The organism is Prosthecobacter sp. (genome assembly GCF_044236155.1).
Lineage (GTDB): Bacteria > Verrucomicrobiota > Verrucomicrobiia > Verrucomicrobiales > Verrucomicrobiaceae > Prosthecobacter.
This window is the reverse complement of the sequence record NZ_JBIIHA010000005.1, coordinates 182,737-209,409: the sequence shown is the minus strand read 5'-3', so window position 1 is coordinate 209,409 and position 26,673 is coordinate 182,737. Positions and strand designations below refer to the sequence as shown.

At 61.0% G+C, this 26,673-nt stretch carries 20 protein-coding genes, 1 tRNA gene and 1 pseudogene; 11 read left to right on the top strand and 11 right to left on the bottom strand.

Annotated elements, in window-relative coordinates:
• The first annotated feature begins 69 nt into the window (after nucleotides 1-69).
• The 3 genes from ACILSE_RS06885 to ACILSE_RS06875 all read left to right on the top strand — a co-directional run bounded on the left by ACILSE_RS06885 (nucleotide 70) and on the right by ACILSE_RS06875 (nucleotide 7,591).
• Nucleotides 70-1,905: a VWA domain-containing protein gene (locus ACILSE_RS06885; protein WP_395716631.1), complete on the top strand. Its 1,836-nt coding sequence runs from the start codon at nucleotides 70-72 to the stop codon at nucleotides 1,903-1,905.
• A 193-nt stretch (nucleotides 1,906-2,098) separates the two neighbouring features.
• Complete coding sequence (gene smc, locus ACILSE_RS06880; RefSeq protein WP_395716630.1) at nucleotides 2,099-6,073, top strand: chromosome segregation protein SMC; 3,975 nt, start codon at nucleotides 2,099-2,101, stop codon at nucleotides 6,071-6,073.
• A gap of 93 nt (nucleotides 6,074-6,166) precedes the next feature.
• Nucleotides 6,167-7,591 carry a hypothetical protein gene (locus tag ACILSE_RS06875; protein WP_395716629.1) on the top strand — a complete coding sequence of 475 codons (1,425 nt, stop codon included), beginning with the start codon at nucleotides 6,167-6,169 and terminating at the stop codon, nucleotides 7,589-7,591.
• Here the strand turns inward: ACILSE_RS06875 and prmC are convergent.
• Genes prmC through ACILSE_RS06850 form a run of 5 tightly spaced genes read right to left on the bottom strand, consistent with a single transcriptional unit; the run spans nucleotide 7,563 to nucleotide 12,293 of the window.
• Nucleotides 7,563-8,453, bottom strand: a complete 891-nt coding sequence (gene prmC / locus ACILSE_RS06870) for a peptide chain release factor N(5)-glutamine methyltransferase (protein WP_395716628.1) — start codon at nucleotides 8,451-8,453, stop codon at nucleotides 7,563-7,565. The genes ACILSE_RS06875 and prmC overlap by 29 nt on opposite strands.
• 14 nt (nucleotides 8,454-8,467) lie before the next feature.
• A complete protein-coding gene (locus tag ACILSE_RS06865; RefSeq protein ID WP_395716627.1) occupies nucleotides 8,468-9,064 on the bottom strand; it encodes a 5-formyltetrahydrofolate cyclo-ligase in 597 nt (198 codons plus the stop codon).
• Nucleotides 9,065-9,095: 31 nt separating this feature from the next.
• Nucleotides 9,096-10,334 carry a dihydrolipoamide acetyltransferase family protein gene (locus tag ACILSE_RS06860; protein ID WP_395716626.1) on the bottom strand — a complete coding sequence of 413 codons (1,239 nt, stop codon included), beginning with the start codon at nucleotides 10,332-10,334 and terminating at the stop codon, nucleotides 9,096-9,098.
• Nucleotides 10,335-10,368: 34 nt separating this feature from the next.
• Nucleotides 10,369-11,334 carry an alpha-ketoacid dehydrogenase subunit beta gene (locus ACILSE_RS06855; protein ID WP_395716625.1) on the bottom strand — a complete coding sequence of 322 codons (966 nt, stop codon included), beginning with the start codon at nucleotides 11,332-11,334 and terminating at the stop codon, nucleotides 10,369-10,371.
• Nucleotides 11,331-12,293 (bottom strand): thiamine pyrophosphate-dependent dehydrogenase E1 component subunit alpha, encoded by a 963-nt coding sequence (locus ACILSE_RS06850; protein WP_395716624.1) that lies wholly within the window; start codon nucleotides 12,291-12,293, stop codon nucleotides 11,331-11,333. Before ACILSE_RS06850 ends, ACILSE_RS06855 begins: the two co-directional genes overlap by 4 nt.
• 287 nt (nucleotides 12,294-12,580) lie before the next feature.
• Between ACILSE_RS06850 and ACILSE_RS06845 the strand changes: the two genes are divergently transcribed.
• The 6 genes from ACILSE_RS06845 to ACILSE_RS06820 all read left to right on the top strand — a co-directional run bounded on the left by ACILSE_RS06845 (nucleotide 12,581) and on the right by ACILSE_RS06820 (nucleotide 17,221).
• A complete protein-coding gene (locus ACILSE_RS06845) occupies nucleotides 12,581-13,144 on the top strand; it encodes a hypothetical protein (protein ID WP_395716623.1) in 564 nt (187 codons plus the stop codon).
• Between the two features lie 64 nt (nucleotides 13,145-13,208).
• Nucleotides 13,209-14,210 carry an ADP-glyceromanno-heptose 6-epimerase gene (gene rfaD, locus ACILSE_RS06840; RefSeq protein WP_395716622.1) on the top strand — a complete coding sequence of 334 codons (1,002 nt, stop codon included), beginning with the start codon at nucleotides 13,209-13,211 and terminating at the stop codon, nucleotides 14,208-14,210.
• A 52-nt stretch (nucleotides 14,211-14,262) separates the two neighbouring features.
• A complete protein-coding gene (gene trpA / locus ACILSE_RS06835) occupies nucleotides 14,263-15,075 on the top strand; it encodes a tryptophan synthase subunit alpha (RefSeq protein ID WP_395716621.1) in 813 nt (270 codons plus the stop codon).
• Between the two features lie 9 nt (nucleotides 15,076-15,084).
• Nucleotides 15,085-15,897 (top strand): diaminopimelate epimerase, encoded by an 813-nt coding sequence (gene dapF, locus ACILSE_RS06830; RefSeq protein ID WP_395716620.1) that lies wholly within the window; start codon nucleotides 15,085-15,087, stop codon nucleotides 15,895-15,897.
• Between the two features lie 17 nt (nucleotides 15,898-15,914).
• Entirely contained in the window at nucleotides 15,915-16,796 is an 882-nt protein-coding gene (gene dapA, locus ACILSE_RS06825) for a 4-hydroxy-tetrahydrodipicolinate synthase (protein WP_395716619.1), read from the top strand.
• Nucleotides 16,797-16,804: 8 nt separating this feature from the next.
• On the top strand, nucleotides 16,805-17,221 hold the full coding sequence (locus tag ACILSE_RS06820; RefSeq protein ID WP_395716618.1) for a hypothetical protein: 417 nt from the start codon (nucleotides 16,805-16,807) through the stop codon (nucleotides 17,219-17,221).
• Nucleotides 17,222-17,224: 3 nt separating this feature from the next.
• Here the strand turns inward: ACILSE_RS06820 and ACILSE_RS06815 are convergent, their stop codons facing one another.
• Nucleotides 17,225-17,791 carry a hypothetical protein gene (locus ACILSE_RS06815; RefSeq protein WP_395716617.1) on the bottom strand — a complete coding sequence of 189 codons (567 nt, stop codon included), beginning with the start codon at nucleotides 17,789-17,791 and terminating at the stop codon, nucleotides 17,225-17,227.
• Nucleotides 17,792-17,899: 108 nt separating this feature from the next.
• Nucleotides 17,900-17,973 (bottom strand) — tRNA-Gly (locus tag ACILSE_RS06810).
• A gap of 353 nt (nucleotides 17,974-18,326) precedes the next feature.
• Here ACILSE_RS06810 and ACILSE_RS06805 point away from each other — a divergent pair.
• Nucleotides 18,327-19,436, top strand: a complete 1,110-nt coding sequence (locus ACILSE_RS06805; protein ID WP_395716616.1) for a tetratricopeptide repeat protein — start codon at nucleotides 18,327-18,329, stop codon at nucleotides 19,434-19,436.
• 127 nt (nucleotides 19,437-19,563) lie between these two features.
• Nucleotides 19,564-21,336, top strand: a complete 1,773-nt coding sequence (locus tag ACILSE_RS06800) for a polyprenyl synthetase family protein (protein WP_395716615.1) — start codon at nucleotides 19,564-19,566, stop codon at nucleotides 21,334-21,336.
• A gap of 6 nt (nucleotides 21,337-21,342) precedes the next feature.
• On the opposite strand, the gene ACILSE_RS06795 is transcribed toward ACILSE_RS06800, so the two are convergent.
• The 4 genes and pseudogenes from ACILSE_RS06795 to ACILSE_RS06780 form a co-directional block, all read right to left on the bottom strand.
• Complete coding sequence (locus ACILSE_RS06795; protein ID WP_395716614.1) at nucleotides 21,343-22,938, bottom strand: NAD(P)/FAD-dependent oxidoreductase; 1,596 nt, start codon at nucleotides 22,936-22,938, stop codon at nucleotides 21,343-21,345.
• A gap of 54 nt (nucleotides 22,939-22,992) precedes the next feature.
• Nucleotides 22,993-23,949, bottom strand: coding sequence for a hypothetical protein (locus ACILSE_RS06790; protein ID WP_395716613.1), 957 nt, complete (start codon nucleotides 23,947-23,949; stop codon nucleotides 22,993-22,995).
• Nucleotides 23,950-24,036: 87 nt separating this feature from the next.
• Nucleotides 24,037-25,686, bottom strand: a pseudogene (locus tag ACILSE_RS06785) (prolyl oligopeptidase family serine peptidase).
• A gap of 44 nt (nucleotides 25,687-25,730) precedes the next feature.
• Nucleotides 25,731-26,669: a serine protease gene (locus tag ACILSE_RS06780; protein WP_395716612.1), complete on the bottom strand. Its 939-nt coding sequence runs from the start codon at nucleotides 26,667-26,669 to the stop codon at nucleotides 25,731-25,733.
• Nucleotides 26,670-26,673 lie beyond the last annotated feature (4 nt).

Below are 26,673 nucleotides of genomic sequence, written 5' to 3'. Positions count from 1 at the left end.
CGCTCGTCATTGGGAATTCATCATTTCTTCGTCATTCACCATTCTGGTTTCGTCATTTCTAGTTTGGTTATGCGCTTCCTCGCCCCCAGCTACCTCCACCTTGCCTGGCTGGCGCTCATCCCGCTCGCGCTGTGGTTGTTCCGCCGTCAGGCAAAACGCGTTCCGGTTTCCACGCTGCTGTTCTTCAAATCGCTCGCCCGTGAGCACCAGGAGTCCGCATGGCTGCGGCGCATCAAAAAGTGGCTCTCCCTGCTGCTCACGTTGCTCGTGCTGTTCTTTGCCATCTTCGCCCTCGCACGGCCCAGCAGTGACATTTCAGCCGACTCTCCCGGTGCGGTCGTCATCCTTGTTGATTGTTCCGCGTCGATGGCCGCGCGGGATTTGCAGGGTCTTGCCCGTCTCGATGAGGTGAAACGCCGCGTGAAGGAACGCGTGCGCGCTTTACCAGACCAAGTCGTCCTATCGCTCATCGCCTTCGACTCACGCCCGCGCGTCCTGCTCTCACGCAGCCGGAACCAACGCGAATGCCTGCGGCTTCTCGACGAACTCGCTCCCGCGCCCGTCGAAGGCAAGGTCGAGGCCGCGTTGAACGTCGCCAAACGCCTTGCCGATCTCGAAGCACGTTCCCGCATCTGGCTTGCCTCTGATTCCGCCCCGTCCGAGGTGCCTGATCTGGATTTGATTTCCTCCGCGCTGCCCGAACCGCTCAACGTCGGCATCACCGGCTTCCAAATTCGCCACAGTCCGCTCGCCCGTGATCGCTACGAGGCTTTTGTCAAAGTCAGCGCCGCCGCGAGCAATGCCTCGAAGACCACCTCCACGCTCGAAGTCACCCTCGCAGGACGCATCGCCCAACTGCGCGAGCTTGAACTTGCTCCCGGTGAATCCACCGCGCTCATCCTCCCACTCGAAGGCCTGCGCGGGCAGCGTCTGGAGATGAGGCTGGCCACCGCAGGCGATTGTTTCGGCTGGGATGACGGGCTCGCCGCGCCGCTGCCGAAAACACGGCCGCTCCACGTCGCCTGGTTCGCCGAAAAGCCTGATCCCTTCACCGAAGTCGCGCTTTCATCGCTCATCGAGGCCGGACGCATCGAAATGAAGAAAGGTGATCCCGCCGCATGGCCGCCGAAGGAGCAGCCGGATGTGTTCATCTTCGAAAACTGGCTTCCAAAGGACTGGCCTGCGGACAAACCCGTCATCGCGCTCACACCGCAGCAAAATTCCGGCCCGCTGCGCGCCCGTGTGACCCGCGGAGTGCCGCATGACAGTGTGCGCGCCGTGCAGCCGGATCATGCGGTGTTGTTCCGCGCCAGCAGCAGCCGCATCGCCGTCACGCAGACCACCGTGCTCGATCTGCCCGCCTCACTGGAGCCATTGTGGATCGCGGGCAACGAACCCGTGCTCGCCGCCGGCGAATTCAACGGCCAGCGCCTCGTCGTCACCGCCTTTTCACCGGCACAGTCGGAGCAGCTCGCTTTGCTCCCATCTTTTCCGCTTATTCTCGGCAACGCGCTCTACTGGTGCGCCGAAAACAGCGACGCGCTCGCCGACATGCGCACGATGCACACCGGCGAGATGCTCGCCACTGACAGCCTCGTGCAATGGCACGCGTGGGATGGCTCTCAATTCATCGAAATCTCGGACACTCCCGCGAACGGCCTGCTCACACTCAATCGCATCGGCAGTTGGGAGGTCGGCAATGACCGCGGCGGCACCTGCGCCCTCATTTCCGACGCCGAGTCCAATCTGCCGAAACTCGACGCGAAAACCACGCTCACACCGCCAACCAACGCCACCATCATCACGGCCAGCGCTTTCAGCACCTGGCCCAAGCGTTTGATCTGGCTCGCGCTTGCCCTGCTGCTGCTGGAGAGCTTTCTTTTCCACCGCAAGGCGGTGTATTGAAACTTGTTCACAGGCCCGTCGCTTATTCACAGATCAGGGGCCCGAAAAAATCCCACATCTTGTTTTGGATACCTTAACAAACCCCAAGATAGGGTAAAAAAATGGCTTCCTTGTTGCAGCCACCGGCGGCGGAATGGTTCAGTCCACCTCAGCAACTCTTTCGACGCCTCAACCTTTTGCCTTTCCAACCGCCATGTATCTGAAAAGCCTCACCCTTCACGGCTTCAAGTCCTTTGCCGACAAGACCCACTTTGAATTCCACAAAGGTGTGACCGGCATCGTCGGTCCGAACGGCTGCGGCAAGTCGAACGTCGTCGATGCCATCCGCTGGGTCCTCGGCGAAACCTCGGCCAAAGCCTTGCGCGGTGATGAAATGGCCGACGTCATTTTCAACGGCACCGACAAGCGCAAGCCAGTCGGCCTCGCCGAAGTCACGCTCACGATGGCGGACTGCGAGCAGGCGCTGAACGTCGATTTCAATGAAGTCTCGCTGACACGTCGTGTGTATCGCGATGGAAAGAGCGAGTATCGCCTCAACAACACCGTCTGCCGTCTCAAGGACATCCACGACCTCATCGCCGGCACCGGCATCGGCCGGGCGGCTTACTCGATCATGGCGCAGGGCCAGATCGACATGCTGCTGAGTTCGAAGCCCGAAGATCGTCGCAGCGTTTTCGAGGAAGCCGCGGGCATCACCAAATTCAAATCGCAGAAGAAGGAGGCGCTGCGCAAGCTCGAATACACCGAGGCCAACTTGCTTCGCGTCGCCGACATCATCGCCGAAGTGAAGCGCCAGATGGGCAGTCTGCAGCGTCAGGCCGCGAAAGCTCGCCGCTATCAGGCTTTGCTCGAAGACACGCGCCTGCTCGACACCCACCTCGCGCAAAAGCAATACACCGAGTTCTCCGGCGAGAAGTCCGAGTTCGAAAACCAAGCGCGCATGCTCACCGCGCAGCTCGACGAGGTGCAGCGCAACCTTCAAACCACGGAAACCGAGGCCGCCCAGACACGCGAGGCCTATCACGCCATCGAATCGCAGATCAGCCAACTCCGCCAGCAGGCGCAGGAGCTGCGCTCGCAGATGCAGAGCGCCGAGGGCCGCATCGGCTTCAACAAGGAGCGCAACGAGGAGCTGGAGGGCCGCATCAAGCAGAACGAGGAGCAGATCAATGCCAGCCAGCAGCTCATCGACGAGGCACGGCACCAGATGGCCATAGCCGACGAGCAGGTGCTCGCCATCCGCGCGAACATCGAAACACGCCAGCAGGCGGTGAACGAGCACTCCAGCCTGCATCAGAGCATTCTGCCGGAACGCAGCCGTCTCGAAGGCGACCGCCGTGCCGTGCGTGAGTCCATCCGCCAGTTCGAAGGCCAGATCGCCGCCTCGGAGGCCCGCGCTCAGAGTTTGACGAATCAAATCAGCGCCGACCGCCAGCGTCATGAGGCGCTGAGCCGCGACCGTCAGGCCGCCGCGCAGGCGAAGGAGGCCAGCCAGCTCGAATTCGACGAGTTGCAGCGGCAGATTCACGAACTGGAGGAAACGCGCAACGATCTCGACGAAAAAGCCAAGGAATGCGCCCGCCAGATCATCGAGAAGCGCCGTCAGCGTGACGCGATGCATCAGGAGCTCAACGAACTCCAACGCAGTGTCACCCAGCGCCGCTCACGCCTCGAAGTAATCGAACAACTGCTGCAGAAAGGCGAAGGACTGCCCGAAGGCACACAGAGCGTGCTGCGCGGCCTCGACAATCCCGAGGTCTATTCCACCGGCGTCCGCGGACTGCTCGCCTCCAGCATCGAAGTCACCGACTCCGCTTTCATTCCCGCTGTGGAGGCCGCTTTGCGTGATCATTTGCAGGCCGTGCTGCTCACTGAAAGCGAACTCGCAGCGCAGATCGTGGATCGTCTCAACGACCACAGGATGGGCCGCGCCACGCTGTTCCCGCAGGACTTCTGCAAACTGCATCGCAACGGCGACCGCGAGTTGATGCCCGCCGGAGCCATCGCATGGGCCACGGACAAGGTGCGCGTCAAAACCGGCGTGCAAAGCCTCATCGACCACCTGCTGCACAATGTGCTCGTCGTCGATGACATGCACACTGCCCTGCGCTTGAAGCGTGAGATGCCGCATCTCGCGATCGCGACGATGCGCGGCGAATTCATCTCCACCGACGGCATCATCTACGGCGGCGCGTCGAAGCACGAGGAATCCTCCACCCTGCGCCGCGAGGCCGAGGTGCGCCAGCTCCGCACGGAGGTCGAGGCGCTCGACTTCCAGCTTCTCGAAAAGGAAGAGGCGCTCACCCAGCTCAATGCGCAGCTCGAAGACCAGCAGCGCGAGGAAATCACCCTGCGCGAGCAGAGCCAGCGCGCACGCGAAGGCTTCTCCCAGCTTCAAGGCAAGACCTCCGTCGTGCAGCGTGCTCTTCAGCAGGCCGTGGCAAAGCTGGAGAGCGTCGAATGGGATCAGGCGCAGATCGACGAGCGCATCGGCGGCTCGGAAAGCCAGATCAATCAGATGCGTGAGGCGGCCGCTATCGCGCAGGAGCAGCTCGAGGCCGCACGCGTGCGTGAAGGCGAGCTGGAAGTCGAAATGGAGTCGTTCCTGCGCCGCGAACTTGAGTCCAGCGAACGACTCAACGAGCTGCGCACCTCCCTCGCATTAGAGCAAAGCGCCCTGCAGTCTCTCGAACGTCAGAAAGCGCCGATGGCGTCCCGGTTGCAAGAGCTTCAAGTCGGTCTGGACCGCTACGACCAGGAGATCAACACCTGGCGCATGCGCATCAATCAGAGCGAGGCCGAGAACTCCCGTCTCAACGAGCAGATCGAGTCCCAGCGCGGTGCCATCGGCGCCATCGAGGATCATCTGAACTCGAAGAGCGACGAACGTGCCGCCTTCTTTGAAAAAGTCTCCGAACTTGAAACCCGGCTCGTGGCACTGCGCCAGAGCTACAACGGCCTCAATGAATCCCGCAACCGCGCCGAGGTGCAGTTGACGCGTGTCGATCTTCGTCTCGAAAATCTCATCAATCAGGTGCAGGAGCGCTACAGCTTCCACATCAGCGCTTTCGAGCCGGATTACCACGTCCTCATGGTCACCATCGAGGAGCAGAAGAAGAACCGCAGCCGCGGGAAGAAGGCCGCGTCTGCCACGGAGACATCCGAACAGTCAGACGTGTCTGACCAGACTGACATGTCAGATGTCACCGAGCCTGTTCAGGAGGAAGAGGCCGCGGAGAAACCCGAAATCCGTGCCATCTCCAACCGCGACGACGAGGTGGACATCGACGATGTCGTCATCCCGGGCCAGGAAGCCGAGCCGGACTGGGCTTTCGTCATGGAAGTCGTCTATGAGCTTCGCCAGAAGCTCGAAGGCATCGGCCCGGTGAACCTCGACGCCATCCAGGAGTTCGAAGAGCTTGAGGAGCGCCACAATTTCCTCGAAACGCAGCACGGCGACCTCGTGAAGTCGAAGGAGGAGCTGCATCAGGTCATCGCAAAGATCAACGAGACCACGAAGACGATGTTCAGCGAGACGTTCCAGCTCGTGCGCGGCTTCTTCCAGAACAACTTCAAGGAGCTCTTCGGCCCCCAGGCCAAGGCCGATCTCATGCTCATCGACGAGGGAGACCCGCTCGAGTCCGGCATCGAAATCATCGCCAAACCGCCGGGCAAGAAGCTTCAAACGATCAGCTTGCTCTCCGGTGGCGAGCGCAGCATGACCGCCGTTGCGCTGCTGTTCTCGATCTACCAGGTCAAGCCCTCGCCCTTCTGCGTGCTGGACGAGTTGGACGCTCCGCTCGACGAAACGAACATCGGCCGCTTCCTCAAGATGCTGGACAATTTCATCGACAACTCGCAGTTCATCATCGTCACGCACAACAAGCGCACGATGAGCCGCGCGGATGTCATCTACGGTGTCACCATGCAGGAATTCGGCGTGTCGAAGCCCGTCGGAGTCCGCATGACCACAGAGGACACACGCACGCTCAAGAAGTCCGACCAGGAACTAGCCCTCGAAGCTCCTGCCAAGCCGAAACGCGGCCGTAAGACTGAGGATGGCGAATCAGAGCAGTCCGAACTCATCCACGAGAACCTCGACGAGGAACAGGAACGCCTGACCGCCATCGAAGAGCAAGAGGAGCAGACGCCTGCGGCGCTGGTTTGATCCACGCGCTCAATCCATGAACAAAGGGGCCTTCGGCATGTGCTGAAGGCCTTTTTGTTTGTCATCACCGGATGTTCCGGCTTCCTGTCCGCCATGACTTTCGCGATCGAGGCCTTCCACTTCCACGTCCTGCCCATGCGGACGCGGTTTCCGTTCAAGTATGGCATCGCCAGCATGAATGCGCTGCCGCATTTGTTTGTGAAGGTGGATCTGCTCGTCAATGGGAGGCCGGCATGTGGCCTGGCGAGCGAAGGACTGCCGCCGAAGTGGTTTACGAAGAACCCGGATACGTTGTTCGAGGTAGATCTGGCGGAGATGATCGCCGTGATACAGAATGCATCACGCATCGGGCGGCTCGCGGCGGAAAAAGAAACCGGCTTCTTCGCCTGGTGGCGCGATCTTTACGCGGAGCAGGCAAACTGGGCGCAGGTGAGCTCCGTGCCGCCGCTGCTGGCGAATCTCGGCGTGAGTTTGATCGAGCGCGCGGTGCTGGACGGCCTGTGCAAGGCGCTGGTGCGGCCATTGCATGCCGTTTTGCAATCGGATGAACTCGGCATTGATCTCGGCGAGTTGCGCGAAGAACTGCGCGGCATGCGCGTGAGTGATGTGATCATGCCGCAGCCACTGTCACATGTGCATGCTCGGCACACGATTGGTCTGGGTGATGCGCTAACGTCTGCGGACGGCAGTTTGGATGACGGGCTGCCTTACACACTTGAGGAGTCCATCCGCGCCTACGGCCTGCGCTACTTCAAAATCAAAGTCTGCGGCAAAACGGAGGTGGACCTGCCGCGACTGCGTGAAATCACACGTGTCATCACCGCTCATTGTCCGGATGGCTTTCATTCCACACTGGACGGCAACGAGCAGTTTCATGACCTTGCCTCGTTCTGCGACTTTTATGAGGCCTTGAAGGCGGACGCATCGCTTGCGCCGCTGTTACGCAGCGTGCTGCTGATCGAACAGGCGCTGCATCGCTCCAAGGCGCTCTCTGAAGATGTGCGGTCCGGCCCGGGCATGATCATCGACGAAAGTGACGGCTCGTTGAAGGATCTGCCGCTCGCGCTGGACCTCGGCTATCGCGGCACGAGCCACAAGAACTGCAAAGGCATCGTGAAAGGCCTCGCCAACGCGGCGCTGCTGAAAAAACGCGCCGCCAGCATACCCGGCGGCCCGATTCTTAGCGGCGAGGACCTCGCCGGCATCGGGCCGGTGGCGATGTTGCAGGATTTGAGCGTCATGACACTGCTCGGCATCACGCACGTCGAGCGCAACGGCCACCATTACTTCCGCGGCCTGAGCATGTATCCCCAGGAGGTGCAAGAAGCCGCGCTCCAGGCCCACGCGGGCCTTTACCACAGGCATCAGGCAGATTTCGCCGCGCTCCGCATTGAGAAAGGCATGCTCAACACGAACAGCATCAACAGCGCGCCATTCGGCTGCGGCCTCACGCTCGACATGACGGCATTTGAGCCGCTGAACGTTTGGATCAAGCGGGGAGGGATGGGGGAGCTGTGAGTTCAGCAGCCACGTGTTCGGCCTTGCATTCCGGAGCTGTCGCAAATACGAAACGATGGATGCCTGAGAGGTCGGCAGCGGTCACGGCATTACGATAGCCGAGTTCGGTGCACCGAGTCACAACGGGAGGGCCCTGGTCGTGGCCGAGTTCGAGGGCGATGAGGGCGCCCGTGTTGAGGTGAGGCAGAGCGTCGTTGAGAAAGCTTTCGACGATGCGGAGTCCATCGGGGCCGCCATCAAGGGCGATGTGAGGATCGCGTTTGACCTCGGGGCGGAGAGTTTGAATCTCAGCGGTGGGAATGTAGGGGAGGTTGGCGACGATGAGATCGAAGGTGCCGGTGATTTTTTCGAAGAGGTCGCTGCGGATGAACTTGGGCGTGATGCCGAGGCGTGAGGCGTTGAGGCGTGCGAGATCGAGAGCGTCTTCGCTGATGTCAGCGAGGATGATTTCAATCGCGGGCCAGGCTTTGGCGAGGCTGAGGCCGATGCAGCCGGAGCCGGTGGCCATGTCGAGGACGCGGGCGGGTGGCACGGCGAATTTTTTGAGGATGAGTTCAACGAGTGTTTCGGTCTCAGGACGCGGGATGAGGGCGCGGTGGTCGCAGATGAGTTCGTGACCGCAGAATTCGACGGTGCCGAGGAGATGCTGCAGAGGCTCGCCTTCGCCACGACGGCGCAGAAGTTCGCGCAGTGTGGTCAGTTGGGCCTCGGGGATGGATTCGTTGAAGCGGAGGTATAGATCGAGCCGGCGGCAGCCGAGGACATGCGCGAGCAGGTGCTCCATGTTGAGGCGTGCTTCCTCGATTTTTCTTTTCTCCAGGTAGGCGGCGCCGGACTGGAGGATTTCGAGGAGTTGTTTCATGCGCGACGAAAAGGTTAATGGGCGGACATGGCAGTCTGCCCTCCTGGGGCCTGGATCAAGCCGGATTCGGTGATGATTTTATGTACGCGCTGATCGTGCGGCTCGACGGGGATGGATTCGACGATCTGCACATTGTAGGCGATGCCGAGGCGATGTGCTTTGCAGTGTGGACTGGCGAGAAGGCGGTCGTAGTAGCCGCCGCCACGGCCGAGGCGGAGTCCGCCGCAGGTGAAGGCGAGACCTGGGACGAGGATAATGTCGAGCACAGCAATTTCGAGTGGCTGACAGTGGGGTTTGGGTTCCCAGACGTTCATCTGGCCGCGCTGGAGGTCTTCCATGCCATGAATCTGACGCGGGCGGAGTTCACCTGTGTCGATTTGAAAGCATGCCAAACGCGCCCTTTGCTCAGTGAGCGGCATGATGAGATGCGGGAGGAAATCGGGTTCGCTTTTAAGGCCGCCGAAGAGAGCGATGGTCGTGTTCGACGGCCATGAAGATGCGAGACGCAGGATGTGTGCGGAGATTTGAGCACCGCCATCAGAGCGTGTTGTTTCGTCGATGGCACGCAGGCGCTCGCGCATTTGTTTGCGAAGCGTGGGTTTGTCTTGCATGCGAGCGCTCGAACGAGTTGAAAAACTCGTTTTAAAGGAGTTCGGGCTTCTGGAGAAGCTCGGCGATGCGCTTCAGCAAGCGTCCGGCCCCGCCGCCGTCGAGCACACGGTGGTCGAAGCTGAGGGTGAGTTCGGCCTCGGTGACGGGGATGAATTGATTCACCTCGTCACTCCAGTGCGGGACTTTGCTGCCAGCACCGAGGCCGAGCACAAGATTTTGCTCGGGCAGCGGGATGGGAGTGGCCCAGACGATGCCAAAGGTGCCGAAGTTGGTGACGGTGGCGATGCCTGGTCGGTTGATGTCGCTGGGAAGACGACGCGCACGGGCCTGTTCGACGAGTTTGTTGTAAGTGGGCACCAGTTTGACGAGCGGGGTCTTTTCCACCTCGCGAAGCGTGGGGACCATGACGCCGTCCTCGACTTCGACGGCGAAACCGATGTCGATGGCACGCGGATGGACGATGCGGTTGCCAATGAGGCGTCCGGCAACGGCGGTGTTTTCGGCGAGGGCGAGGGCCAGTGCGCGAATGACGTAAAGGGCGGGGCCGGGCTTTGGATCTGCTTTTTTGCGATGCGCCAGCATGGCGTCGAGCATGATGGGGCTGCCGACGGTGGCGAGCGGACGCGTCCAACTGCGGCGCATGCTGTCCGCGACCGCGATGCGCATGGGCGAGGCGGGCGTCATGCGGTGCTGCTCGAGTCCCCGGAGGAAGGACTCGAAGTCTTCGACGGTGACACGACCACCGGCACCGGTGCCGGGAACACCGGCGAGGTCGGCGGCATTGAGCCCGAGTTCGAGCATGCGTGCGCGCATGCGCGGGGAAATGAAGCTGGCGCCAGTGGCCCCGGCCGGCACCGGGAGACCACCACTGACGACGGGCTCGACGGTGGGCTGACGGGTGGAGATGACGTCGTCGTCGCTGATCTGGAAGTGGAGGTTTTCGACGACGTCAGTGGCGCTGGTGGAGTGTTGCGACTCGAAGTCCTGCTTTGGCGCGTCGGTGAAGCCGAGCGACTGGGCGTCGTCCTCGGAAATCTCGAAGGAAGCGAGCGTGGAACCGACTGCGTAGCTGGTTTGGGCGACGGCGACGATTTGACCGATCTTACCAGCGCAGGGCGCTGAGACGGACATGGTGGCCTTGTTGGTCTCGACCTCAAAAAGATCGCTACCCGCCTCGACCTGACGCCCTGGCTCGACAAGGATGCGTATGATCGTGGCTTCGGCGATGGATTCGCCAAGCTGTGGCATCAGGATGGGGATGGAAGGCATGACGGGATGCTCGAATCTTGATACTTGATGCTGATTAGTAGCGCAGCAGACGACGGAGGGCGGCGGCGATGGTGGCGATGGTGGGCCGGTGCGCCTTCCAGAGATTGGGATGATAGGGAATGGGGGTGTCCTTGGAGTTCAGGCGCATGGGCGGGGCGTCCAGAAGATGAAAAGCCTCGCTGGCGACGCGGGAGACGATTTCCGCAGTGACTCCGCCCCAGGGAAATGCTTCACCGAGGGCAAGCAGCCTCCCTGTGCGGGCCACGGATGCGAGGATGGTATCTGTGTCCATGGGCTTCACTGAACGCAGATCGACGACCTCAATAGAGTAGCCGTCGAGCTGGAGCTCCTCCGCTGCGCGCAGCGCCTCATGCACCATGGCGCTGTAGGTGACGATGGTCGCGTGGCGGCCGGGCCTGGCAATGCGCGCCTTGCCAACCGGCAGTGTGCGCTGGCCGATCTCGTCGGACTTCAGATGGTAATAGAGGAATTTGTGCTCGCAGAAGACGACTGGGTCGTTGATGGCGACGCTGTCGAGAAGCATCCAGTAGGCATCCTCCACAGTGGCAGGCGTGACGATGACAAGCCCGGGATAGTGCGCGTAAATGGCCTCCATCGACTGGCTGTGGAAAGGCCCGCTGCCCGCCGTGCCCCCCGAGGGCAGACGGATGGTGATGGGACAGGGTGTGTTCGTGCGCCAGTAGAGCGTGGCGGCCTGGTTGACGATCTGATTGAAGCCCACCGACGAAAAGTCTGCGAACTGCATCTCCACGATGGGACGCGCTCCTTCAACGGCCGCACCAACCGCAAGGCCGATCATGGCATCCTCGCTGATGGGAGAATCGAACACACGCCCGGGAAACTCATGGCCGAGGTTCTTCGTGGCCTTGAACGCACCGCCGAAAGTGTCGATATCCTGACCGTAGAGAAAAACGGCAGGATCATTGCGCAGAGCCTCATACTGCGCCTCACGAATGGCCTCCAGATAAGTGATGCTCATGCCTCGTGCTGCCCCTCCACAAGATCGGCGCTGGAAAGCGCCTGCCAGCCTTCCTTGAAGGGATCCGGCGAGGGCTCCTTGGACACTTTGGAGATCGCCTGATCCACTTTGGCGCGCGCTTCAGCGTGGTAATCCCTGACTTCTTTTTCACTCATCCATGCCTCGTCGATGATTCGTTGCTCCGCGATCACGAGACAGTCTCCCGTCCCCGGGCCTTTGCGTGCCGAGTTGGGTATGTAGGACGCATCATCGTGCTCACCATGCCCCGAAAGCCGCAGCAAGCTGCCCACAATCATCTGCGGTCCGCCGCCGTTGCGCGCACATTCCACAGCCGTGCGGAAAACGTTCAGGCAGGCTCCGAGATCCGTGGCATCCACGGAATAGCCTGCGACACCGTAGCCGACAGCCCGGTCCACCAGGTTTTTGCAGGCATACTGGCGGTTGTTCGGAGTGGAGTAGGCATATTGATTGTTGGCCACACTCACAATGAGAGGCAGTTTTTCAACTGCGGCCATGTTCAGGCCTTCGTGAAACGCGCCTGTGGAGGTGCCGCCGTCACCGATGCTGGTGGCTCCGACACCGTCCTTGAGATTGCCCGACAGGCGGCGAGCGAACAAGGCTCCCGCCACCACCGACAAAAGGCTCCCAAGGTGGCTGATCATCGCCATGTAGCCGTCACGAGGACGACCACGATGAATATTGCCATCACGTCCCCGCATCGGACCGGTGACAGCACCCAAATAGGTGCGGACACACTCCAAAATCGGTTCCCCGAAGGCAATTCGCCCCGCCTGGTCACGAATCAAAGGGCCATAAACATCCCTGCCTGCCTGCAACTGAACCCCGAGCGCGGCGCTGAAAGCCTCCTGCCCTTTTCCAAGATAAACACCGCCCACGATACGCCCCCCGGCACGGTAAAGAGAGCCCAGCTTTTCCTCCAAAACCCGGGATAGCAGCATGTGCTGGTAGGAAAGAAGGAATTGGGCACGAAAATCCGCCGTCACGACGGTATCAGCACAAGTTTTCGAGGAAGCAGTGGCCACGAATGTATCTGGTATCAAAAACACGCTCTCTCGTCAACCATCGCGCCACTCGTAATGCCCTAGGCGATGAATTCGTTGCCGGGGTGGCATCCGATCGGCTTGTTGGCTTCGGGTGATTTTTTTGAGATTAGGAGTGACAAAATATGAGCTAGCAAATAATCTTCTTGAAATTTTATAAAGTAATCCAAACTTTTTAGAATTCTATGGAGTCACTCGCTGCCACCGTCGCCTTCGATCCTGCCTTCTCTGATTTCCAAGTTCAGAGTTTCGGAAGCCTCGTTTTGCCAGACCATCCCATCCGTTTTGGATTCCAAGTGGACATCGTCCCAGAATCCTGCCCGAAAAGCATCCTTTTTGGCCTCATTAATCGTGATCCCGTCAACGGCGGCACTCCAAAAACCACTGGCTTCGCAGTGCGCGTCGAACTGGAAATGCGCGAAGTCTGGGACGTGCTCAATGGCAGCGGCCTTGTAGGCTGGGTCGAGCATCCCCTCGGACTCGCGGGCTTCACTGACGAGGAACCTCTGCTTCTGGGTTGGGAAATCGAATTCCACGGCCAGGCCTTGATTCCCAAGCTCGTCGTGGCTGACCAGCAGTGGCTCTACCCTGCCATCCAGTGCCCATATCCGATGGTCATGGAGTCCTTGGTCGGCTGGCAGGGTGAAGGCTCATCCGATCCACGGGATGTTTTCCTGCACCCGGCGCTCTGGCGTGAGCAGATCCCCATCCTCACGACCACGACGTCCGAGACTCTGGCCGCCGCATAAGTTGCGAAGCGCCGCCCAAGCTGCGGCTTGAATCCCTCCTATTTTCCCGTTACCAGCGGGAAGCATGAAGAATACAGAAAGTCGCATCCTCGTCACCGGCGGAGCCGGATTCATTGGCAGCGCCCTCGTCTGGGAACTGAACCGCCGTGGCTGCGAAAACATAGTGGTGTGTGATCGCCTCAGCACGGACGAGAAATGGAAAAACCTCGTCCCGCTGCGCTTTGCCGACTACATTGATGGCAACGACTTGCTGGGCGCCGTGCAGCATTCGCCCGCGAAACTTGGCCGCTTTGACCACGTCCTGCACCTCGGCGCTTGCTCCGCCACCACGGAACGCGATGCGGACTACCTCATGCGGAACAACTACGAGTTCACCAAGCAGCTCTGCCAGTGGTCGCTCGCGAATCAGACCCGCTTTGTCTATGCCTCCTCCGCCGCCACCTATGGCGATGGGGCGCACGGCATGAACGATCAGGACCCGGACATCCACAAGCTGCGTCCGCTGAACATGTACGGCTACTCGAAGCACCTCTTCGACCTCCACGCGAAGCGTGAAGGCTGGCTGCCGAGCATCGTCGGGCTCAAGTACTTCAACGTCTATGGCCCCAACGAGGACCACAAAGCCGACATGCGCAGCCTCGTCCACAAAGCCTGCGGTCAGATCCTCGCCACCGGCAAGGTGCAGCTCTTCAAATCCCACCGCCCCGACTACAAGCACGGCGAGCAGATGCGCGATTTCCTTTATGTGAAAGACGCCATCCACATGACGCTCCACCTCGCCGAGACCCCGAGTGCCGGCGGCCTCTTCAACCTCGGCTCCGGCAAAGCGCACACCTGGATCGAGCTCGCCACCGCCATCTTTACCGCGCTCGGCAAAGCCCCGAACATCGAGTTTATCGACATGCCGGAGCACTTGCAGTCGAAGTATCAATACTACACCTGCGCCGACATCGCCAAGCTCCGCGCCTCCGGCTTCACACAAGACATCACCACGCTCACAGAAGCCGTCCGCGACTACGTCCAGGGTTACCTCGTCCCCGACAAGCGCCTCGGCGACGAAGCCTGACGGCAACGCGGGATTTGCAAAGCCACGCCAGAAAGGCTAAGCACCCCGCCCCATGCCCGCTCCCACCAACCGCATCGACGCCCGTTTTGCCGCCCTTCGTGACGCGAAGAAGAAGGCCTTCGTGGCCTATGTCTGCGCCGGTGATCCCACGCTCGATGCCACGATCGACATCGTTTTGGGCCTGGAACGCGCCGGGGTGGACATCGTGGAGTTGGGCGTGCCCTTCTCCGATCCGCTGGCCGATGGCGTGGTGAATCAAATGGCCGCCGACCGCGCCCTGAAGGCCGGTGCCACGACGCCCGGCGTGCTCGAAATGATCCGCAAGCTGCGCACGGAGAGCCAGATCCCGCTCGTGCTCTTCACCTACCTGAATCCCATCTACACCTATGGCTACGAGCGCTTCCACCACGATGCGGCGGCTGCAGGAGCCGATGGCGTGCTCGTGCTCGACCTGCCGCCGGATGAGGCCGCGCAGAATGCCGAACTGAAGCCCGCGCCGGACCTCCGCCACATCCAGCTCATCGCGCCCACTTCACCCGCGGATCGCATCGCCAGCATCGCGAAGAGCGCCGAGGGTTTTGTGTATTACGTGAGCCGTCTCGGTGTCACCGGTGCCCAGGCGGAGATCGCCACCGGCATCGCCGAGCAGGTGGCCGTGATCAAGGCGGCCACCGAGGTGCCCGTGTGCGTTGGATTTGGCGTCTCGAATCCCTCCCAAGCTGCTGAAATCGCCAGCAAGGCGGATGGCGTCGTCGTCGGCAGCGCCATCGTGAAGCTCATCGAGCAAAACGGCATTTCGCCCGATTGCGCCGCGAAGGTCGAGGCCTTCGTGAAGCCGCTCGTCGATGCGGTGCATGCCCTTTAATTTTTTACCATGACCCTCCAATTCACCAAAATGAACGGCGCCGGCAATGACTTCGTCATGCTGGACAATCGTGACCTCAAGCTGGCCCTCACCAAGGAGCAGATCGAGAAGCTGTGCGACCGCCATCGCGGCATCGGTGCGGATGGACTGCTCTGCGTCGAGCCCGCCACCGAGGGCGGTGACTTCAAGATGCGCTACTACAACGCCGACGGCGGCGAGGCGGAGATGTGCGGCAATGGCGCCCGCTGCTTTGGCCGTTTCGTGAACCATCTGCATGGCGACACGCTCACGAAGATCCGCTTTGAAACCCTGGCCGGCATGATCAGCGCCGAGTTCGAGGCCGGTCAGGTGCGCATCAACATGAGCGCCCCGCACAGTCTGAAGCTGGCTCAGACGCTGCCCGTCGCGGGCACCGATCTCACCGTGCACAGCGTGAACACCGGCGTGCCGCACGCTGTTGTTTTCGTCGAGGACCTCGACAATGTGCCCGTCCGCGAGTGGGGCGCAGGTCTGCGCTACCATGAGGCCTTCAAGCCGAAGGGCACGAACGCGAACTTTGCCAAGGTGCTGGCCCCCGGCAGCATCGCCATCCGCACCTACGAGCGCGGCGTCGAGGATGAAACCCTCGCCTGCGGCACCGGCATGGTCGCCTGCGCCCTCATCCACCACGAACTCACCGGCTCCCCCAGCCCCGTCAGCGTCCTCGTGAAGGGCGGCGACACGCTCAAGGTGGGCTTCGAAGAGCCGAACAAGAGCGACTACACGAATGTGACGCTGTTTGGTCCGGCAGATTTCGTTTTCCAAGGCACCGTTCAACTCTAAGCTCCACGCCCTTTCTCATGTTCGCAGGAACCCACACCGCCATTGTCACCCCTTTTAAGAACGGCCAAGTCGATGAAGCCGCGCTCAAACGTCTCGTTGATTTCCAGTTCGACAATGGCGTGACCGGCATCGTGCCCTGCGGCACGACGGGCGAATCGCCCACCCTCGATCACGACGAGCATTCCCGCGTGGTGAAGCTCAGCGTGGAGTTCGCCAAGGGGCGCGGCGGCGTCATGGCGGGCACGGGCTCGAATTCGACCCGCGAGGCCATCGAGCTGACTCAAGAAGCCGAGGCCGCTGGTGCGACCGCTTCCCTCCAAGTGGCGCCTTACTACAACAAGCCGACGCCCGAAGGCCTGTATCAGCACTTCAAGGCCATCGCCGACAACACGAAGCTGCCGATCATGCTCTACAGCATCCCGGGCCGCTGTGGCATCGAGATCGGTCTCGATGTGCTCGTGCGCCTCGCCGAGAGCTGCCCGAACATCCGCGCCATCAAGGAAGCCGGTGGCAATCCGGAACGTGTGAGCCAGATGAAGCAGCTCCTGCCGGCCGACTTTGAGATCCTCTCCGGTGATGACGGTCTCACGCTGCCCTTCATGTCCGTGGGCGGCTGCGGCATCGTCAGCGTGGCCTCGAACCTCATCCCGAAGCAGATCAGCTATCTGGTGAATCTCGCCCTCAAAGGCGATTACGCCTCCGCCTACACGATCCACGCGAAGTATTATCCTCTCTTCGCCGCCTTCCTGAAGCTCGCCACCAATCCCATCCCGATCAAAACGGCGATGGCGTTGGCCGGTCACTGCTCCGATGAGCTGCGCCTGCCGCTCGTGGGCATGGAGAAGGAAAAAGTCGCTGAACTGACGACCACACTGAAAAAGCTGGGCATCATCAAGTAATCCTAGCCATGGACACCAGACGCCCGCAGGTCTTTTTCACCCGGGCAATGTGTCTGGCGCTGCTTTCCCTCCTTTCCATTTCCTGCGCCACACGCTCGGGTTCGGAGGTTGCTGATTGGAACAGCCACAAGATCTGGCAGCAAGTCGCCAGCAATCCACCAACCTACGTCCCGACCGGTTACGCTGCCAGCCAGCCGAGAACCGATCATGACGGAACCTGGTTCACCGACAAGCGGGATGGCAAACGCCTCTTTGTTCCCAAGAATGGCGTGCGCGGGCTGGAACCTGGCGTTCTAACAGGCGAGGCCAAAAAGGTGACAGGCAGCGACGGCAAACCACGCCTTTCCACGGGTCAGAAGGCATGGTGGGGCGTTCTCGCCCTGCTGGCCGCGATGGGGCGCACCGAATTGCCCCCTCCAGATTGAGCCTCATCGCCTGGAGACCGGGATCAGCAGCGCCGCCAGAATCGCGATCACGAGCAGCAGCACGAGGCAGAGAAGAATCCACGAGATGGCTGACATGCGCGGCCTCACATCAGGCGTGAAGGCGATGATCTGCTGGTAGGCTGGAGAAAAAACCATCCTGCCCTTCGCCGACAGCATCAGCCACAGCACATACCCATTCAGCAGCGGGAACACGATGGTGAGCAGGGTGACCGCCGCAAACAGACCCGAAACCAATGCCATCACGATCCGGGCCCACGGCCTCAGACGCCGTAGATTCGCCCCGAGCACCAACAAGCCCGCGCCGATCAACAAAGCCATCATCAATGACCCAAAGTCATTTCTCCTCGTGGCACTGGTCACCGCCTCCATCAGCCCCATGAAGACCGGCAGCAGCATCAGCCCGCCGCACAACGCGCACAGCCCTCCGCTGGCCTTGACCGAAGTCTCGTGGCCAATATGAGCCCGGCGGATTGCATCCGGCGATGACACTTCGATCAAAGTGGCCGCCCGTGGCGGCGCGTAGGGGTTGAACTCGCTTTCGCCTTCCATCAAACAGCGTTTTAGCAGCCCGCCCTGGATTGATGCGAGCCAAATTCGTCACCCGCTGTCACATCGACATGGCTTCTGATCCGACAAAAGAATCTGGCTTTGGCCGAGTGGAGCGGGTGATGGGAATCGAACCCACGTATCAAGCTTGGGAAGCTCGTGTTCTACCATTGAACTACACCCGCGAAAACGGTGCAGAGATTGGATGCTGAGGCGGGAATGTCAATCCGGGCTCGACGGACAAAAAATGGCTTGCCGAGAGCCTGCGCTGCCGCAGGAGTCCGCCAGACTCAAGTCGTTGAAGACCGCGATAACGGCACTCCCAGTTGAAAGATGCAGGTCAAAAACATGCTGCAAAACCTGCCTTCGCTGAGAAACCTGAAGCCACGCGAATCCCAAGCACGCAAGGCAGGTATCGATGCTGTGATCAAGGCACGACCGGATTTGGAGGTGCCCCTTGAAGCAAAGGATTTGACGTTCAGCCGCATTTTGATGGTTGAGAGCGCAATTCACGGACGTAGTTTTGCTCATCATGAACATGCGCCTCTTTCTCATTGCCAGCCTCCTTGCCCTGCTCGCGCCCTCCATGCCGCTATCCGGACAGCAGGTGAACGAGAAAGACCTTCGCTCATGGGCGGATCGTGGTGATGCCGACGCTCAGTTCGAACTCGGCCTGCGGCTCATCACCGGCGAGGGCATGAAAAAGAGCCTCAAAGAAGGAGTGAAGTTTGTCGAAAAGGCCGCGAAACAGAAGCACCTGCGCGCACAGCACATCATGGGCACCCTCTATGAGGACGGCGTGGGCGTGAAGAAGGATTTCGCGAAAGCGGCGGAGTGGTACCGCATCTCCGCCGAGCTCGGCTTCGCGCTTTCACAACACAGCCTCGCGGCCATGTATGAGGAAGGACGCGGCGTCAAAAAAGACTCCGCCAAGGCCGCCGAATGGTTCAAGAAGGCGGCGGAGCAAGGCAACCCGCCCTCGCAGACTGCTTATGCCTCGAAGCTCGAACGTGGCGATGGAGTGCCCAAAAGCACCGCCAAGGCGGCCCTTTGGTATCTGAAGGCCGCGCAACTGGATTTTGTGCCGGCCATGACACGCCTCGCCAACATGTATTACACAGGCCAGGGTGTCCCGGTGGACTACCGCCGCGCAGGCGCTTGGTATAATCGTGCGGCGCGCTCGGAAGACCCGTGGGCATCCAACAATCTCGCCTGGTTCCTTGCCACTTGCCCGGAGGAAAATCTGCACAATGGGGAGACTGCCGTGCTTCTCGCCCGTCGTGCCCTCAAACTCGTCGCCGAAGTCGCCCAGAGTGACGAGCAACCCTATGAGATGATCGACACCATGGCCGCCGCCCTTGCCCGCAACGGCGAGTACAAAGAGGCCGAGTTGTGGCAAAAGCGTTCGCTCTCCCTGCTGGGCGAGGACAAAGACCTGCCTGAGGAGGAGCGGAAAAAGCTCGCAGACGAGTTCTCCACCCGTCTGAAGCTCTATCAAAAGGCCACTCCTTATGTCGAGCCCGGCCCCATAGGTGAGGATGACGCCGAACCGCTGCCGCAGGACACCATTTTGCAGGACGAGGAAATGCCGGAAGCCAAACCACGCAAAAAAACCACCCCGAAGAGCGGACGTGGCACCGTGGTCTGAAAAAGAGAGAGCAAGTTCACACCAAGGTGCAACTTTGAGGCGCAAGATTTGCACAGAGGAGCGCAATATCTGCAAGACAACCTCCCCCACCCACGGTTAAAAGCCGCACATTCGTCATTTTCACCTGATGTCCACCGTCGCCGTCCGCTCTGCCGCCCTGCCGCCGCCCATCCCCGGCCTCAACCGCCGTCTTCGGCAGCCGAAGAAAAACATCCCGCAGACCAAGCAGCACCGCGATGAGATACTCCGCCAGGTGCGCGAATACGCCGACGCGGCGAAACTCGTGCCTCCAGTGCCCCTCAATGAGCTTCAGGAGCACACGGACAAAATCATGGCCATCCACGCCATCGACAAAATCCACCGCGATTATGTCGGCGTGCTGCTCGCCAATGAAACGTGGCGCGAATCCCTCGCCACTGTGCCGTATGAAAAGCGCCTGCTGCTGATGCCGAAGTGTCTGCGCGTCGAAAGCAAATGCCCCGCGCCCTTTGATGAGTTCGGCCTGCTCTGCAAACAATGCGGCCTCTGCTCCATCCAGGACTTCCAAAACGAGGCTGAGAAACTCGGCTACGCCGTGCTCGTCGCCGAGGGCAGCGCCATCGTCATGTCGCTCATCCAGACGGGCAAGATCGAGGCCATCGTCGGCATTTCATGCCTTCCGGTGCTCGAACGCACGTTCCCCTACGTCGAGGCCGCCGCCATCCCCGCCGTCGCCGTGCCGCTGCTGCAGGACGACTGCATCGACACCGTCGTCGATATCGACTGGGTCTGGGATTACATTCATCTCACCAGCGACGACAAAACACGCCGCCTGAACCTCAACGCGCTGCACGACGAGGTGAAGACATGGTTCACCCGCGAATCACTCGATGCCCTGATGGGCCCTTCACGCGGCCACAGCGACGACATCGCACGTGAATGGCTCGCCCGTGCTGGAAAACGCTGGCGCCCATTCCTCACCGTCGCCGCTTACCAGGCGCTGCGTGAAGATCCCGAAGGCCCGATCTCCGATACTGTCAAAAAAGCCGCCATCGCCGTCGAAATCTTCCACAAGGCATCGCTCGTCCACGACGACATCGAAGATGGCGATGCCGAACGCTACGGCGAAAACACGCTGCATACCGAACACGGCATTCCAGTCGCGCTGAACATCGGCGACCTGCTCATCGGCGAAGGCTACCGCCTCCTCGCCGACAACGACGCTCCCGCCCACATCCGCAGCGCCGCGTTGCTCGTCGCCGCGGAAGGCCAGCGCGAACTTTGCATCGGCCAGGGTGCGGAATTGCTCTGGACGCGTCATCCCGTCGCGCTCAGCAGCACGCAAGTGCTCGAAATTTTCCGCAGCAAGACCGCGCCAGCCTTTGAAGTCGCGCTCAAAGTCGGAGCCGCGCTCGCCGGCCAGCTCGACGAATGCGCCGACGTTCTGCATGCTTACAGCGAGAATCTCGGCATCGCTTACCAGATCCGCGACGACCTCGACGACCTCGGAGAAGACTCGGCCGCCGGCAACGAATGGAGCATGCGTCCGAGCATCGTGCTCTCCCTTCTTCGTGAAAAGGGACAGGGCGCGGTCAAAGAGCAGATGGAAGCCCTCTGGAACGGAGCCGCGACCGTCAAACCCGACAACGCCACCATCCGCCAGTGGGCGCTCGACAGCGGCGCGCATGAGAAGGCCATGAACCTGCTCGAAAGCTACAAAGAGGTCGCCATCCGCTCGCTTCAGGCGGTCGAGCTGCCGAACTTGAAGGGACTGCTTCGCCGCGTGCTCGGCAAAATCTTCAACGAGCTCGAGATCAAGGGATGGTGCCGTGAATTTGAGCAGAAAAATCTCAATCCAGAGCTGCTGGCCGAGGCTGCCAAGGCGGCCGAGCACCTTGTTCCAAAGGTTGCCACGGCTTGACAGCAGCTACCTCAAAATCGCCTCCGCCACGCGCATGCCGTCCGCGGCGGCGGAAATGATGCCACCGGCATACCCCGCGCCTTCGCCGGCGGGATAAAAGTGCTTCACACTGACGCATTCGAATGTCTGGGCGTCACGCGGAATGCGGATTGGCGCGGAACTCCGTGTTTCAACACCGGTAAGCACCGCATCTTCGAGCGCAAAACCCGGCAGGCTGCGCTCGATGCGCGGAATCGCCTCCTGGATCGTTTCAATCGTGTATTCGGGCAGACATTCGCGCAGATCGGTCCACACCACGCCGGGCTGATAAGATGGCAAAACCTTGCCAGGGCCGGTCGAGGCACGCCCGGCGAGCAAATCGCCCAAAAGCTGCGCCGGAGCCCGATAATCACCGCCGCCGAGTTCAAACGCGCGCCGCTCGATCTGGCGCTGAAACTCGATTCCACTCAAAACATCGCCCGCAGGCATGTCCTCGGGCCGCACATCGACCATGAAGCCGCTGTTTGCGTTCGCCTCGGCGCGAGCATAGCTGCTCATGCCGTTCGTCACGACCATGCCCGGCTCCGAAGTAGCCGCGACGACCAAGCCACCCGGACACATGCAGAAACTGTAGGCCGCGCGGCCCGTGCCGCAGTGCGCCACGAACTTGTAAGGCGCGGAACCAAGCCGCTCATGGCCGGCCCACTTTCCGTAGAGCGTCTTGTCGATGAGCTTCTGCGGATGCTCGATGCGCACGCCGATGGAAAACGGCTTCGCCTCAAACGGCACGCCGTGACGATGCAGCATTTCAAAAGTGTCCCGCGAGCTGTGGCCGACGCCGAAGATGAATCGCGATCCTTCGATGGTTTCGCCATCCGCCAGCACCACCGCGCGCATCACTCCGTCCTCGATGACCACATCGGCCACGCGAGCGCCAAACCGCACCTCACCCCCGAGTGAAATGATTTCTTCGCGCACATGCCGCACGACCTTGATGAGCCGGTCCGTGCCGATGTGCGGCCGGCTTTTGATCAAAATGTCCTCCGGCGCGCCTGCGGCCACCATTTCCCGCAGCAGCCAGGGGATGCGATGCTCGCGGTCGCGAATTTGCGTGTAGAGCTTGCCATCCGAGAAGGTTCCCGCGCCACCTTCGCCGAACTGAACATTCGATTCCGCATTGAAATCCCATCCGCGACGCCAAAAGCCGGTCACATCTCGCGCACGGTCGCCCGCGGCCTTGCCACGTTCGAGCAGCAGCGGCTTCAAGCCCGCCCTTGCCAGCAAAAGCCCGCAAAACAGCCCGCACGGCCCGGTTCCGACAATCACCGGACGCATCGGCTGGCTGCGCGTCACGTTTTCGGCGATCTGCCGGTAGGTTTCGTCGGGGGCAGGCGCGACATGCGGATTTTTGCCAAGCCGCCGCAGAACCTTCGCCTCATCCTGCACCTCGGCCAGCACTGTGAAGCTGAACTCCACATGTCCTCGCCGTGCGTCGATGGCGCGTTGCTTCACTTTGAGGGAGAGCAGATCATCGTCACGGACGCGCAGCAATTTCGCCACAGCCATGCGCAGATCATTCTCATGATGATCGACGGGCAGAAGTATCTGGGAGAGCTGCAGCATGGTGGTGCAAGCGTCTCGCTTGCAGAACATGCAAATGCAAGCGGGACGCTTGCGCTACTTTGCTTTCGCGGGCTTTTCCACCGGCGGCGTGTGCCAGCCGAAGACCTTGTCGCCGTTGAAGAGCGGGTGATGTTCGGGTGTTCCGCCGAAATCGGCCACCGCGCCCTCGCGCTCAACCGTGCCGACCCGCAGGTTCGCATACACATCGCCTTCGTCATAGAGTACATGGAGCGGATCATTCGGACGCAGCTCCACGCCCTTGACCGGCCGCACGATGGTGAACTTCCAGGTGTTGTCGATGTGCTGGATCGAGCCGAGCTCGCGGTAGATCAGCGCCTTTGGCACATTCTTCAAATCATACTGGGTCACAAGGTTCCCGCGCCACGGGTCATAGGCCGGACTGGCCGGATTCGCGTAGTCTCCAGCCCAGAAGCCGCGATGCGGCGGGTCAAGGTCAGGCTGCGCAGCGCGAATCTCCGCCGGTGATTGTGTGGCCGGAAACGCATGCCGCACCGGCAGCGGATCGATTCGTTCGACCACTTTGCCCATGAGCGAAAACACATCACTCACACGGCCATAGGTGAAGAACTGGTGCGAATCGACGAGTTCCGAGGTGGAGACACGCGTCTTTTTGACCGTAAGCCGGTGCTCGTTCGCGTTTGAGAACAAATTGAAGCTCAGGAGGTAGTCCACGTCCTTGTCCATCACCGGAGCCTGGGTCTTCTCGTCTTTCGCCAATGCGAGCGTCTGCGTGCCGGACTTGGTTTCCTCGGTGGTCAGGTTAAAGACACGCATCTGACCGCGACGCAGCAGGTTCGTGCTCAGGCTGTCCGCGAGAGCCCGGCCAAGATCAGGCCGCCGTGTGCCGTCCACCGTCACATCCTCGGCAAAAATGGCCACCTTCGGCTTCTCAGCGCTCAAAACGCTCACCGTGTCGGCGGCGTGGATTTCCGTGGCGATGACCGTGCTCAGAAGAGCAACCGTGACGAGGACGTTTCGTGGCTGGTGCATGATCTGTTTGAAGTTAAGACATGCTAACGGTTCAAAATCGGCCTGTGAAGCAAAATCTCCGACATCAGCTTCTGCCGGACTGGGATCTCACGGCTTGAGGACGCCCTGCTTCACGAACCACTCGCGGATGAGCTTGAAGACTTCGTCGCGCATCGTCTGGTCGATGGGATGCCCCTGCCCGTCGGCGATGAGACGGTCGTTGGGCACCTTGTTTTGATCCAGTGCCAGCTTGAGCGCGGCGGACTGTTCCGGGCGGACGATGTTGTCATTCGCGCCATGCAGCATCAAAAAGGGCGTGCGAATCCTCTCCGCCGCCTTGGCCGAAGGCGCCGGGTAACCTTCTTGCGGCGAAATGCCGCTGCCGGTGATCGCCGCGGCCTTCACGGCATCCACTCTCGCCGCTGCGAGACCGATGGTCACGAAGCCTCCCATGCTGTGACCGTAGGCGGCGAGGCGTGTGGCATCGACTTCGGGCATGGTGCGCAAAAGATCGAGGCAGGTGCTCGCACGGCGGATGTTTTCAGCGCTCGCGCCAAACTGCGCTCTCTCCCCGCCCTGCCCGATGTGCGTGTAATTCGGCGCGATGCACACCAGGCCCCATTTCACCATCTCACGCGCCTTCATCAGGCCAAAGCTCTGCGCGTTGCCGCCGAGGCCATGGCTGATCAACACCGCCGGAAACGGCCCCTTGCCCTCCGGCTTCAACAGGATGCCTTCCATCGTGAAATCGCCATCGCAGTAGTTCCAGCGCTCGCCATCGAGCTGAAAGCCGCCTTTGCTCACTGTTCCTTCACGATCAGGCGGGCGCACATCGCGACCTCTGGCTCCAGATTCGGTGGTACTTTCAGAAACCCGCGCTTCGACCTCCACGACATTTCTTTTGAGCCGTGCGTCAAAGAACGCGGCAACCATCGCGCTGATGTCCTGGCCCGCGAAACCCGGCCCACCGTGGCCTGCGCCGTGAATCGTGTGAAAATGAGCGCTCACACGGGTCCGCTTGAGCGCATCAAACAGAAGCTGGCTTTGATTGATCGGCACCGTGGGGTCTTTGTCGCCATGCACGATGAGAAAGGGCGGATCGTCCTTGCTCACATAACTGATCGGGTTCACACGCGCGGCCTTGTCCTTGTTTTCCAACCCAGCACCGCCGATGAGCTTCGCCTCGGGCGAGGAATCCGTCGCGTGACTCTCATATCCAGGCGTGGTGACAAACACGCTGAAGTCAGTCGGGCCGAACTAATCGCACACCGCCTGCACGCGGCTCGATTGGTCGAGATGATCGCCGACATCGAACTCCTTCACGTCACCACTGGTGCCGATGAGCGCCACCAGATGGCCGCCCGCAGAGCTGCCCCAGACGCCGAAGCGCTTTGCATCGAGGTTGTATTCCTTCGCATGCGCCCGCAGCCAGCGGATGGCCGCCTTGCAGTCCTCGATCTGCGCCGGAAACACCGCATGGCCGCTGAGACGATAATTGATGCTCGCCACCGCATAGCCACGTTCGATGTAACCTGCACGCAACGGCGGACAACCGTCCTTGCTGCCATTCTGCCAGCCGCCGCCATGCACCCAGATGAGCAGCGGCAGCGGGCCTTCCGCCTTTTCCGGCAGATAAAGGTCGAGCTTGTGCCTCTCGTGCCCGCCTTCGACATAAACAAGATCACGGTGGGCTTTCACACCCGCGAGCTGGCCGAAGACACTGGCGGAAAGACAAAGTAAGGCGGCAATGAATCTCATGCCGCGGATGAATCCCCGCCCATCGCCAAAGTTGCGTGCTCAGCTCAAGGTTTTTTCACCAGCGCCCGCACTTCCACCGCGCCGATGGCCTGATGAAACACGATCTGCGTGCCGAGTTGCTGCTGTGAGGCCGTCTCGCCCTTCTTTTTCCGCAACGGGAGCGGCTCTTCGAGCACGGTCTGAATTTCCGACACATGGCCGACGCAGTTGCCGAACTGGTCGATGATCGCGGAGCCGCTCGAACCGGGAGCCCAGTCCGTCGTAGTCTCCAGCCACACGGGTTTCGGCACTTCCGCGCCTTCGGGCAGCTTTTCCGCCTCCTTCTTGCGCATGAAAGGCCTTTTCACAAAACGACTCACGATGCCCTCGCTGTAGTAGCCGCGCTTCCCGCCCGGATCACTGAAGCACCACACGGAGTCGCCAGGGCTCACATCCTGGCCCAGCGGCAGCGGTGTGAGCAGCTGGTCGGATTTCACGCGGATGATGGCGCTGTCCGTGCCGGGGTTGCAGGCGAGCACCTGCGTCACCGGAAGAAGCACGTCGTCTTCGTTCGCCGCGACGAGCCAGCCCTCCTTCATGTCGGGCGGCAGGGCGATGACATGCGCGCAAGTCGCCACCGCGCCGTCAGCCGTGATGGCATAACCACCGGCAAGATCGAGATGCCAGCGGTCGCACTTCGAGCAAAGATACAATTGCCCCACGCGGATGTGCCCGGCGCGCGCGCGCTGCCAGCGCTCACGCGGCGTGAGCGGCTTCGTATCTGCGGGCGGCAGATCGAGATCGCATGTGCTGCGCATGGCCTGCTCGGTCGCCTTTTTCATCGACAGCAGCGCCGACTCTCCCTGCAGCTTCTTTGCCTGCTCCATCAGCGCCGCGTTCGGGCGCGATCCCCGCCCTTCCGCGTAAACCGGCACGCCCGGAGCCTGCGCGTTCGCAAAACTGGACGAAACCAGCAAGACAAGAAGGAGCCAAACTCGTTTCATGGCG